Raw genomic sequence first — 12,084 nt, forward strand, 5'->3', positions numbered from 1 at the left:
CGTAACGTTTTACGCGGAAGTTGTCGTTTTCCGTTCCACCATCTTCCGGTAAAGCGCCCCGTTGTTTTTTCATCTTATCAGCGGTTTGCCAGGTACGGGTAACTACTTCGCCTACACGCCCCATGGCCTGCGAATCAGAGCTCATGATGCTGAACACGCCCATATCGTGCAGAATGTCTTCAGCAGCAATGGTTTCGGGCCGTATACGGGAATCAGCAAAAGCCACATCTTCCGGTACCCGTTTATCCAGGTGATGGCAAACCATCAGCATATCCAGGTGCTCATCGATCGTATTTACCGTGTAAGGCCGGGTAGGATTGGTGGATGCCGGCAACACATTCGGGAAAGAGGCTGCACGGATAATATCCGGTGCATGCCCGCCCCCCGCGCCTTCTGTATGAAAGGTGTGTATCACGCGGCCGTTAATGGCGTTCATGGTATCTTCCAGGAAGCCGGCTTCATTCAGCGTATCGGTATGGATGGCTATCTGCACATCCAGCTTATCTGCCACTTTCAGGGAAGCGTCTATTACCGCGGGCGTAGCACCCCAGTCTTCATGGATCTTCAGACCCAAAGCGCCTGCTTCCACCTGCTCCTCCAAAGGTGCGGTGGTAGCGCAGTTGCCCTTACCGAAAAATCCCAGGTTCATGGGATAAGCTTCAGCGGCCTGCAGCATGCGTTGTATATTCCATTTACCCGGTGTAACCGTAGTAGCGCTGGTGCCATCAGCAGGGCCGGTGCCGCCGCCGATCATAGTAGTGATACCACTGAACAGCGCATGATCTACCAGCTGTGGGCAAATAAAATGTATATGCGTATCAATACCGCCTGCGGTGGCTATAAGGTTGCTGCCGTTATGTACTTCGGTAGATGCGCCGATGATCATGTTGGGAGTTACACCATCCATGGTATCGGGGTTGCCTGCCTGGCCAATGCCCACAATGCGGCCATCCTTAATGCCAATATCTGCTTTTACAATGCCCCAGTGATCAATGATGATCACGTTGGTGATCACAAAATCCAGCACTCCCTCAGCACGCAGCGCTGTGGCGGATTGCGCCATACCATCGCGGATGCTTTTGCCGCCGCCGAACTTACCCTCATCGCCATGCTGCAGGTAATCTTTTTCTATTTCTATGATCAGGTCTGTATCTGCCAAACGCACGCGGTCGCCGGTGGTGGGCCCGTACATGCTAACGTATTTGTGCTTGTCTATATTCAGGCTCACGGCAATTGGTTTTTAAAGTGTTGTTGTTGCGCTTTTTCCAGGGCCTGCTGTTTTACAGCAGCATCGGTGGTAATACCCTGTGCCAGGTTGTTGATGCCTATTACCCGTTTGGCTCCGCCCAGCTCCACCAGCTCTACCTCTTTTACTTCGCCGGGCTCAAAACGTACTGCATTGCCGGAAGGCACATTTAACCGCATGCCAAAAGCAGCCTGCCGGTCAAAGGCCATTTGCCGGTTCACCTCAAAAAAATGACAGTGGGAGCCTATCTGTACGGGGCGGTCGCCGGTGTTCACCACTCTTAATATAATGGTGCGGCGTCCCTTGTTGGCAATAATGTTCTCTTTTTTCAGAAAATATTCTCCGGGGATCATGGTTGGTTTTGTTTAGAGCGTTATACTAACGGATGGGATGGTGCACGGTTACCAGCTTGGTGCCATCCGGGAAAGTAGCTTCTATCTGGATCTCGTGGATCATTTCAGGAATGCCTTCCATTACATCCGCGCGGGTAAGGATGGTGGCGCCATACTGCATGAGGTCCGCCACGCTGCGGCCATCGCGGGCAGCTTCCTGCAGGCGGCTGCTGATAAGGGCAATGGCTTCCGGATAATTGAGCTTTAATCCCCTGGCCTTTCGTTTTTCTGCCAGCTCGCCGGCTACGTGCAGCAGCAGCTTCTCCGTTTCTCTTGCTGTTAAGTGCATAAACAGATCTTGGTTTAGAGACAGAAAAGTACAATATTTTTTTTTGAGTTGGTAACCCAGGTTTACCAATACGGAGGAAAGAAATAACCCTTACATGCTATTTAACGTTAGCCCGTAACATTTATATTGCAAAAAGAAACCTACAACATAAACAAGAGGACAATACAGAATGTCTACAAAATAACATTCCATATTTGTCAGCATACAAATTATGAAGTTACACTGCCTAACAGTAGCGGCATGTATATGTGTAAGCGCCCTCCGGGTACAGGCGCAATCACTCACAGCCAGGCCGGATACTACACAACCTACAACTGTTCACTACCATTTTTCGCAGCTTAAGCTCAACCCGGATGTTTCCTATCATGCGCCCCGGCTCAGAATGTCGGTTGCTGCAGGTATGGTAGCTTATGGATTTGCTGCATTGGCCGCGCATCCGCTGAAAGAGCTGAACCGCAGCACCAAGGCCCAGATCCAGGAGCATGCGGATTATACCACTACTATAGATAATCACCTGCAATGGGCGCCTGCAGTAGCAGTATATGCGCTGAATGCTGTTGGCGTTAAAGGCGCGCATAACTTCCGGGACCGCTCTATCATCTACGGTATTTCCTGCGCTATAATGGCCGGCAGCACCCGTTTCCTGAAAAAGGCAACGCGTGAGCAGAGGCCGGATGGCAGCAATTACCTGTCTTTTCCCAGCGGGCATACCGCTACTGCTTTTGCCGCCGCAGAATTTATGCGCATGGAGTATAAGGATGTGAGCCCCTGGTATGGCTTTGCCGGTTATGCTGCTGCAGCTACTACCGGTGCGTTGCGCATGTATAATAACCGGCACTGGTTCAGTGATGTGGTGGCCGGCGCAGGCATTGGCATCCTGAGCACACAGGCTGCTTATGTGCTGTACCCGCATGTGAACCGCCTCCTGCACCCGCATGCCGCCCGCAACCGCATGCTGATGCTACCCTACTATGATCCTACCTGGCGCACTACCGGCCTTTCCCTGGTAATTGCAAAGAACTGACTAAAAAGAATCTAAAATGTAAAATCATAAATGTAAAACCGACGAAGGAGGTTCATAGAGACCATTGAAAAGACTTTATGAACGAGATAAATGTAAAAGGGAAATGCAGCGTAGTAGGTAAACGCCCTGTTCGCTGCATTCCCTTTTACATTTGAAATTTTACATTTATAATTTTACATTCCTTTTGGGTCTGCCTCCCCGCTCTCCTTCCCTTTTAATTATTAATTCTTCACTATTAATTTTTCATTAAGCCTGCGCTGCCGCTGGCATTTGTAACTGCTACCCAATAAGTTTGCGGTCCTATAGTCTTACACCTAAAAGTAATTATTATGGATCGTCGTTCCCTTATAAAAAGCCTGGGACTGGGTGCTGTATTAAGTGGCCTGCCCGGAGCCGGTTTATTACGCGCAGCTGCTGCCGCCCCTTCCAAAGCAGCCCGCAAACGCGTATTGCGTTTTGCGCACCTCACCGATGTACACCTGGAACCTGAATTAAATGCTCCTAAAGGCTTAGCGGCCTGCTTACACCACATACAATCACAAAAGGAACAGCCCTCTTTTATTATGAATACAGGCGACTGTATCATGGATGCGCTGAAACAGCCTAAAGACCGTGTGGAAACACAATGGAACCTGTGGCACGGATTAATGAAAAGCGATAACAGCCTGCCCATCGAATACTGCATTGGCAACCACGATTGCTGGGGCGCCGGGCAAACCGGCGATGCGCTGTATGGTAAAAAATATGCGCTGGAAATGATGCACCTGCCCAAACCTTACCGCAGCTTTGATAAAGCCGGCTGGCACTTTATTGTGCTGGACAGCATTCAAACCCTGCCGGATGGCGCCTGGTATACCTGTTTCCTGGATGAGGAACAGTATGCCTGGCTGCAGGCAGACCTGGAAGCCAATACCACTAAGCCCATCATCATTTTCTCGCACGTACCTATTGTGTCTGCTGCAGCGGTAGTAACGGATAATAAGTTCAAACCCGGGCAGGGCTTTGTATTGGGGCAAGGCACTATGCATGCGGACGCACCGCGTTTAATAGAACTGTTCGATAAACACCCGAATGTGAAAGTATGCATGAGCGGGCACATACACCTGTATGAGCAGATCCGGTATAACAATGTAACCTACATCAGCAACGGCGCGTGCAGCGGCAACTGGTGGAAAGGTGTACGTTCCCACACAGAGAACGGCTATGCCATGGTGAATTTATATGACGATGGTACTTTTGATAATGAGTACATCCCTTACGGATGGACCGTTTAATGAATAATTAAGAATGAATAATTAATAATCAAGGAGGCAACTGCTCACGAATATGAATTAGTTCTTCTCGCGTACAATCTGCCCGCTTGATTATTAATTATTAATTATTCATTCTTAATTGAAATCCTATAACCATTACCGTTATTACTGCACCCGTACAGAAGATACTTTATCATTTGCATTACCACTAAGCGTGGTAAAATCAGGCGTATCGGCCGTTAGCGTCCAGGAAGGGCCGGAGAAATTATCATCCCCATACATAATAACCGTACGGCCTGCAGGCACCCTTACAGAAGATGCCCAGTCATTAGGCACGCCCAGGGCTGCCAGCTGCGCTAAGGTATAATTACCTACCGGCAGCGCCTGGCTAGCAGCGCCGCCATAATTCATATTCTGGTAAAAGGTTACGCCGCTGCCGCCGCCATTGCCCGTTACAAAAGGCGTAGGCACAGTAGTAGTGTAGGGTATTAGCCCTTTCAGCATTTTACCGCCATCATTTACCAGGCGTAAATAAAAGTCGGAAGATACGTGCACCCCATCGGCATCCAGCGTCAGAAAATACTTGCCGGCGGGGATCATAGAGGCATCTTCCGCTACTTTGAAAATAGACGTGGCTTCATTCAGCTCATCAAACATAGCAATGTATACACTTTGCACGCCTGCATTGCGGAAGGTGGCAAACTGCGCCCACAGGAAGTTGCCATGGTTACGCGGGAACTGGTTTTTAGGCGATGCGCTGCCATTGGTGTTATAAAACGCAGTACCGGGATAAGCGCAGGGCTGGTAATCCATATTATTTGCGTTACAGAAATCGCGGTCGCCGGTTACCCAGGCGTTGTAATTACCATCTACCGCACGGCCTACAGCCCAGCCGGAGATCATGTTAAAGGCCTTATACGCATCCGTGAACCCGGCCTTGGAATCGCCGGTGCCGGTACGCCACTGGCCGGGTACAGAGCCTATCACATAACAGCCCTGTGCCTTAAAGAAATTAATCAGGTCCAGCGCTTCCGCTACGCTGGATGGGTGGCTGGCATATCCCAACCCATATACAGATACTACCGGCTTACCATTCTGGTGCGCATATGCGGGCGACGACAGCAGGTTAAGCGTACCGGCAATGGTGTTGGTCCAGTCGGTTTTTACAGCTGCCAGGTTGCCCCAGCCGGATACATCGTACATAATGTAAAACTTACGGCCGTAGGTTTCCGATGCATTTCTTACACGGGTGGCCATACCATCGCGCTGGGCTTTAATGGTGCTGCCAGGTGTAATTTCATTGGCAAAACGCTGCAGCGCAGCGCAGTCGATCCCGTTCTCCTGCATCCAGCGGAAATGCACGTTCACCGTTGACTGATCGTAGGAAGAGAACATTCTGGCAGGCTGCCCGTTGCCCAGGTTACCGGTATAACCCGGCTGCGCTACCCCGCCCTGCGGAAAAGGCGTGCCGGAATAAGTGCTGGTATATTCCCGGGTATCGGGCCACATTTCAAGATTGGTATGGCCCCAGCTGTTCACCGGCGAACCATCACCGGCAGCGGAGAACCAACCCTGGTAGCCCACCGTTACCTTGCCTACCACATCCCCTGCCGGCGATGCTGCCAGTGCGCTTTGCTTTGCGGTTTTAACGTTTTCTGCCGGCGTTTTTTCCAGCGCATTTTTAACGCAGCCGGATGCCAGGATCATAAATAACAGGAGACCTGAATGTAAGGTTTTCATTTTTTCTAAAGATTAAGGTTAAATAATTGAGACGTGGAAATTTAGTCGGGTAACGAATAAAAGCATGGTTACAGGATAGTGCTAATGTAGAGAAATTTCAGATACCCGCCGCTGAAAACAGCACGCGCAGCAAAGATTTTTTTTCAACAAAACCCTTGCTGCGCGTGCATTTGGTCAATTAGTGATAAATTAATGGTCCATTAATCTTTTATTAATCATTTATTAATTATCTGCCCCTCTTTTATCTCATCATTCGCATTCACCACCACCTCATCATTGTCATGAAAATCGCCAAAGATCTCTATTTTATCATCGCTGGCATTACCGGTGATCACATCTACCTTTAAAGCTTTGCCATTCCGCACCAGTATCACATACTTTCTTTCCGTGGAGGTAACCACGGCTGAGCGGGGTACAGCAAACGCATCCTGGCTGCTGCCTGCATCCAGGATCACATCTGCATACATACCGGGGTTCAGCTCACCGTTCTTATTGGGAATATCCATCTCTACCCTTTCCATGCGGTAAGCAATGTTAATGTTGTCCGACTTCCTTGCAATCTCTGCCGACATTTTTTTACCCGGGAAAGCGCTCAGGTAAAAGTCCATACGGGTTTTATCCTTTAGCGAATAGGCAATATGCTCCGGTACATCCACCTGCAAACGTAATTTGTCTACCTGCTTTAATTCCAGCATGGGCTTTTGTTCCCGGCCGGCAGCGCTTACTAACGCGCCCGGGTGCACGTTCCTTTCCGTGATCACGCCATCGAAAGGTGCGGTTACCTGCAAGTAGCTGAGAATGGCTTTTTCCATATCCCAGCTGGCCTTTTCAGCATTGCACAACGAGCTGTCGGCCTGCATTTTTGCTTTGGCAGATGCCAGGTCCATGGGTGATATAGCGCCTTTGGTTTGAGAGGCTTCCAGCAGGCGGCTGTAATTTTCTTTGCTGATGGTATAATCCGCCTGGGCGCGTGCATATTTTTCACGGGCCTGCACGCTGGTTTGTTCCAGCTCAGGATCCTGCAGCGTCATTAACAGCTGGCCCTTATGTACTTTGGCGCCAATATCCACCAGCACGGCCTGCACATAGCCATTTACCTTGGGAAAAATGCTTACCTCCTGGTAGGCTGTAAGCTGCGCAGGCAGCTTAATGGATTCTGATACGCCTTCTTTTTTAACCGGCGCTATTTCATAATGCGCGGCAGCGGCTTTGGCCGCCTTCTTTTTTTCAGTAGCGGTACTGGAGCCACAGGCATACAAGCCGCCAGCTAACGTGATGATGATGATATATTGTTTCATGATGTTATACGGATTTAATGATTGGAATCTTCAGGTAAAAGGGATACGGAATTAAACGATGTTCTTTGCTGCACCCAGCCATACACCAGCGGCACAATGAACAAGGCCGCAAATGTAGATGCCGCCAAACCGCCTATCACGGCCCTTCCCAGTGGGGCCGACTGATCACCGGATTCACCCAGGCCGCTGGCCATCGGTATCATACCTGCTATCATGGCAAGGCTGGTCATAAGAATGGGGCGCAGGCGTATGCTGGCGCTCACAATGGCCGCTTTGAACGGATCTTTATATTCCAGGCGCAAGGCCTCTGCATTGGTTACGATCAGGATGGCATTGGCTACCGATACACCGGTAGACATAATAATGCCCATATACGATTGCAGGTTCAGCGTAGCGCCGGTGGCCAGCAGTAACAGCAATGATCCTAATAATACAGCCGGCACCGTAGCCAGTACAGTAACGGATAAACCGAACGACTGGTAATTGGCTGCCAGCAGCAGCAAGATCACTACAATAGCCGCCAGCAGCCCGTTTTGCAGGGAGCTGAGTGTTTCTGTTAGTAAGGATGACATGCCCTGCACTTCTGCTATCAGGCCGGTAGGTTTTTCACCCAGGTCATTAATAGCTTTTTGCACCGCAGCTGTAGCCGTACCCAGATCTTTCTTATATACATTGGCGCTTACCGTTACAAAGCGGCGGGGGCCGGAGCGGTCGTACTCACCGGGAATAGTATCTACTGTAAGCGAAGCCACATCTGACAGCACGGGCCGCATAGCGCCCGGCACCAGCGGAACAGCGCTCATTTGCGCTAAGGAGTTCATCATGTATTCCGGCACCTGCACCTGCGTTTGATAGGTGTACGAGCTATGTTCATCCAGCCACAGGTTCTTATTGGTATAACGGCTGGAGGAGGTAGCGGCTGTAATGCTTTTGGATACATTGTCAATAGTAAGACCCATCTGCGCCAGCTTTTGCCGGTCAATACGAATGTTAATGTTCTTAAAATGCTGCGGCTGCGCTATCTGCACATCGCGCAGGTAGCTTACCTGCTGCAGCTGCTGCACCAGGCGTGTGGCATAGCTGATAATATCATTATAATTTTTGCCGGCCACCTTTACCTCTATGGGTGTAGAGGCGCCCTGCGCCATGATCTTTTCTGTTAGCTCAATAGGCTCAAAGGAAAGCCTCACCTCCGGGTAACTTTTCAAAATGTTCTGCCGCAATTCATCCTTCAGCTCATCCATCTTTACCTTATAATCTTCATCCAGGTTCACCTGTATCACTGCTTCATGTGTGCCGCTGGTAAAAATGTACAGGTTACTGGTGCCGAAATTACTGGGCACCAGGCCTACGTAAGCTGAGCTAATGGCTACGTTGTTATGCACCGTGGAATCTATAACCTGCAGAATACCCTTTACCGCGCGTTCCGTTACTTCCAGGCGTGTACCATCCGGCTCGCGCACACGCAGCTGCAGCTGCCCTACATTGGATTTTGGCAGCAGGTCCTTCCCTATTATTACAAAACAAAAACCTGCAGCGCCTAATGCCAGCACCAGGTAAATGATCACGATCAGCTTACGGTATGGCATCCATTTTTCCAACCGTGCACCCAGGTTTGTTTTAATGCGGTTAAAGAAACCTTCGTTTTGAGGGTGTTGACGATGATCCTCTACTTCATCTACCTCCTGGTCATTTAATGCCAGCCCGGCATGTGCATGCTGGAACATATCGGCTTTCAATAACCAGTTAGCTATTACCGGCACCAGTGTTTGCGCAGCAATGAACGATACGATCATGGCAAACGCAATGGATAACGACAGCGGCAGGAACATAGCCCGCGGCACCCCGCTCATAATAAAGGCAGGCGCAAACACGGCCAGTATACACAACAAGATCAGCAGCAGGGGAAATGATATTTCCGAACAGGCATCCAGGATGGCCTGGCGCTTATTCTTGCCCATTTCCAGGTGCTGATGTATGTTCTCAATGGTTACAGTGGCCTGGTCTACCAGTATGCCAATAGCCAGTGCCAGCCCGCTCAGCGTCATAATATTGATGGTTTGCCCGCAGAGGTTCAGGAAGAACACCGCGCTTAAAATAGCCACCGGTATAGTAACGATCACGACTAAACTGCTTCGCCAGTCGCGCAGGAACAGCAGCACCATTAAACCCGTGAGCAGCGCGCCCAGCAAGCCTTCCGTCATCAGGCTTTTGGCGGAGTTCATTACAAAAACCGACTGGTCAAATTCATAGCTGATGTTCACATCATCCGGCAGCAGGCTTTTCATTTCCGTCATCTTGGCTTTTAGTGCCTGCACCACTTCCCAGGTAGAGGCATCGGCCGTTTTTACCACGGGTATGTATACGGATCGCTTACCATTTACCAGCGCATAATCCACGGTAATATCCGCTGCATCTGATACGCGGGCAATATCACGCACAAACACGGAAGTAACGCCGCTGGTGGTTATGGGAATGTCCTCAAAATGCTGCACCTTTTCTTCCAGTGAATTAATGGAGGTTACATACATGGTATTACCCACCCGCAGGTTACCGGAAGGGGTAATGGTATTGTTCTTTGCAATAGCGCCCACTACTTCATCCGGCGAAAGGTTATAGGTGCGCAGCTTTTGCGGGTCTACATTTATCACTACTGTTCTGGCGTTGGAGCCAAAGGGCGGCGAGGCAGAAAGGCCGGGCACCGTGGCAAACAGCGGGCGTATGCGGGTTAGCACCAGGTCAAACATTTCTTTCAGCGACCGGGTTTTGCTGCTGAACACCAGCTCCCCTACGGGTAATGAAGACGCATCAAAACGCACTACCTGCGGCGGTAATGCGCCGGGCGGAAAGAACGCCATGGTACGGTTCACCTGCAGCGCTACCTGCGCAGAGGCTTCCGCCATATCCGTTTTCTCATAAAAAGTAAGCTTGATGAGGGAAAGGCCCTGTGTGTTCTTACTTTCAATATTCTTAATACCATTCACATACAGGAACTGATCCTGCATGCGGGTGGCAAAAAAACCTTCCATTTGCTTGGGCGACATACCCCCGTATTGCTCTATCACATAAATGGTGGGTAAATTCAGCTTGGGAAAAATATCGATGGGAATGCTGCGGATGGCCACTACCGAAAACAATAGTAAGCCAATGAACAGCACCAGCACCGTAATGGGTCTTTTTAAAGCAGCCCTTACCATAATCTTAATTTTTAATTGATTGAATGAACAGGTCCAGGTTGCCGGTAGCTGCTGCTTTGTCTAGATTGGCCTGCAGCCAGTCGTTCAGCACTTCCACATAATCTGTTTGCGCGCGGTACAATACAAAAGAGGCATTGGTAAGATCCACCAGGTTAATGATGCCGGCGCGGTACTGCGCTACTTTTTGCTCATACGCATCTGTGGCTGCCTGCAGCTGCACGGGCAGGTTTTGCAGGCTGGCTTCCGCGGTTTGAATGGCGGTTTGCGCCTGGTGCAGGGCCGTATTTAAGGCCTGCTGCTGCTGTTGCAGCCCGTAATCGCTGGCCTGTATGTTATAGCTGTTCACGGCCAGCTTATCTTTCCGGTGCACCAGGTCAACAATGTTGTAGGTGAATGCAAGGCCCAGCCCATAGTTGAAACGCTGGTAACCCAGGCCGGTAGCCATTGATTTATAATTGTCGGCATTTGTATAATCAATACTGCTACCCCGGCCCCATAAACCGCCTGCCAGCAGGATCTTTGGCAGGTAGCTTTTTTTGATCAGGTTATTGGTGGCTTCATACAGCTCCCGTTGTTTGCGGAAATAGCTTACCAGCGGGTTTTGTGTATCCGGCGTATTACTCCAGGCTGCCGGGCTTAAGGCCACATCATACCGTTTCGATGAGGTATCTATCCGGATGCTGTCGGTTATGCCGGTAAGGAAGGCCATTTGCTGCTGCAATTGCGTGATCTCTCCCTGTTTACGGTCATAGCTGATCTGTGCGCGCGACAGCTCCGCCAGGGCCAGGGAAGAATCCACCCCGGCCCGGATGCCGGCTTTGGCAATGGCCTGAATTACGTTGTACACCGCTTTGTAGCGGTTAATATTCTGCTCATCTACCCCCAGCTGGTACAGGTTACGCAGCATGGTAAAATACAGCTTGCCTACCTGCAGCTTCAGCAGGTATATATCTTTGGAAAGATCGGTTTCCGTTAGCTGTTCATTCACTTCGGCATTTGTTACCCGCGCTTTGCGCAGGCCAAAGTTGATAAGCTCATATTCCCCGTACAGCATACCAATATTGCCGCTGGCCGGTTGTGAAATATTATCCGCGCGGATAGCGCCGGAGGTGGAGATCATTGCCCCTATTGGCAAATAAGTGCCGGTAGCGCTGTTGGCGGTGGCCATGGTTAGCTCGTCCTGGATCTTAAGTGAAGGCAAAGCGGTATGCCGGGCATCCGTAACATTGGCCCGTGCGCCGTTCACCAGCGCCTGCTTTTGTAAGATGGCCGGCAGGTGATGCGTAGCTGCATCCGTTAATTGCCCCAGCGTATAGCCTTGCGGCTGCTGGGCACATACAGCAGCGGGTATTGCCAGCATAATTATGCACACGGCAATACCTACTGCGTTTCTGCAATAGCAAATCATTAAAAAGTATGTTTTAGTGAAAAAGAAAAGTGGAGGAATGTAAAATGTAAAATAATAAATGTAAAATCTTAAATGTAAAAGGCGCAGGCAGTTAACCGCTGCATTCAACTTTTACATTCAGCATTTATCTCGTTCATAAAGTCTTTTAAAAGGTCTCTATGAACCTCCTTCGTCGGTTTAGCATTTAATATTCAACATTTTACATTCCATCTCTTTTCTTTTTCACTAAAACATACT

At 49.9% G+C, this 12,084-nt stretch carries 8 protein-coding genes and 1 pseudogene; 2 read left to right on the forward strand and 7 right to left on the reverse strand.

Features of this window, described 5'->3' with window-relative positions; genetic code table 11:
• From ureC to ureA, 3 genes and pseudogenes are all read right to left on the reverse strand, one after another.
• The coding region (ureC, locus tag VIM87_RS22130) for an urease subunit alpha (protein WP_414649660.1) at positions 1-1,192 on the reverse strand (1,192 nt) is incomplete at its 3' end.
• Positions 1,193-1,302: 110 nt separating this feature from the next.
• Positions 1,303-1,599 (reverse strand): annotated as a pseudogene (gene ureB, locus VIM87_RS22135) (urease subunit beta); the annotation flags it as partial.
• A gap of 25 nt (positions 1,600-1,624) precedes the next feature.
• Positions 1,625-1,927 carry an urease subunit gamma gene (ureA, locus tag VIM87_RS22140; protein WP_331999118.1) on the reverse strand — a complete coding sequence of 101 codons (303 nt, stop codon included), beginning with the start codon at positions 1,925-1,927 and terminating at the stop codon, positions 1,625-1,627.
• A 211-nt stretch (positions 1,928-2,138) separates the two neighbouring features.
• Here ureA and VIM87_RS22145 point away from each other — a divergent pair, with 211 nt between their 5' ends.
• Together VIM87_RS22145 and VIM87_RS22150 are read left to right on the forward strand one after the other, a co-directional pair.
• Positions 2,139-2,951 carry a phosphatase PAP2 family protein gene (locus tag VIM87_RS22145; RefSeq protein WP_331999119.1) on the forward strand — a complete coding sequence of 271 codons (813 nt, stop codon included), beginning with the start codon at positions 2,139-2,141 and terminating at the stop codon, positions 2,949-2,951.
• A gap of 329 nt (positions 2,952-3,280) precedes the next feature.
• A complete protein-coding gene (locus VIM87_RS22150) occupies positions 3,281-4,225 on the forward strand; it encodes a metallophosphoesterase family protein (RefSeq protein ID WP_331999120.1) in 945 nt (314 codons plus the stop codon).
• 144 nt (positions 4,226-4,369) lie between these two features.
• Here the strand turns inward: VIM87_RS22150 and VIM87_RS22155 are convergent, their stop codons facing one another.
• From VIM87_RS22155 to VIM87_RS22170, 4 genes are all read right to left on the reverse strand, one after another.
• Positions 4,370-5,944, reverse strand: a complete 1,575-nt coding sequence (locus VIM87_RS22155; protein WP_331999121.1) for a hypothetical protein — start codon at positions 5,942-5,944, stop codon at positions 4,370-4,372.
• Between the two features lie 215 nt (positions 5,945-6,159).
• Positions 6,160-7,242: an efflux RND transporter periplasmic adaptor subunit gene (locus VIM87_RS22160; RefSeq protein ID WP_331999122.1), complete on the reverse strand. Its 1,083-nt coding sequence runs from the start codon at positions 7,240-7,242 to the stop codon at positions 6,160-6,162.
• A 14-nt stretch (positions 7,243-7,256) separates the two neighbouring features.
• On the reverse strand, positions 7,257-10,439 hold the full coding sequence (locus tag VIM87_RS22165) for an efflux RND transporter permease subunit (RefSeq protein ID WP_331999123.1): 3,183 nt from the start codon (positions 10,437-10,439) through the stop codon (positions 7,257-7,259).
• A 4-nt stretch (positions 10,440-10,443) separates the two neighbouring features.
• Positions 10,444-11,799, reverse strand: coding sequence for a TolC family protein (locus VIM87_RS22170; protein ID WP_331999124.1), 1,356 nt, complete (start codon positions 11,797-11,799; stop codon positions 10,444-10,446).
• Between the last annotated feature and the right edge of the window lie 285 nt (positions 11,800-12,084).

The organism is Chitinophaga sp. (assembly GCF_036569125.1).
Lineage (GTDB): Bacteria > Bacteroidota > Bacteroidia > Chitinophagales > Chitinophagaceae > Chitinophaga.

Bases quoted from the DNA above. Each gene is read 5' to 3' on its own strand.
- VIM87_RS22165 (WP_331999123.1), bottom strand. From the start codon at position 10,439: ATGGTAAGGGCTGCTTTAAAAAGACCCATTACGGTGCTGGTGCTGTTC.
- ureA (WP_331999118.1), bottom strand. From the start codon at position 1,927: ATGCACTTAACAGCAAGAGAAACGGAGAAGCTGCTGCTGCACGTAGCC.
- VIM87_RS22170 (WP_331999124.1), bottom strand. From the start codon at position 11,799: ATGCTGGCAATACCCGCTGCTGTATGTGCCCAGCAGCCGCAAGGCTAT.
- VIM87_RS22150 (WP_331999120.1), top strand. From the start codon at position 3,281: ATGGATCGTCGTTCCCTTATAAAAAGCCTGGGACTGGGTGCTGTATTA.
- VIM87_RS22145 (WP_331999119.1), top strand. From the start codon at position 2,139: ATGAAGTTACACTGCCTAACAGTAGCGGCATGTATATGTGTAAGCGCC.
- VIM87_RS22155 (WP_331999121.1), bottom strand. From the start codon at position 5,944: ATGAAAACCTTACATTCAGGTCTCCTGTTATTTATGATCCTGGCATCC.
- VIM87_RS22160 (WP_331999122.1), bottom strand. From the start codon at position 7,242: ATGAAACAATATATCATCATCATCACGTTAGCTGGCGGCTTGTATGCC.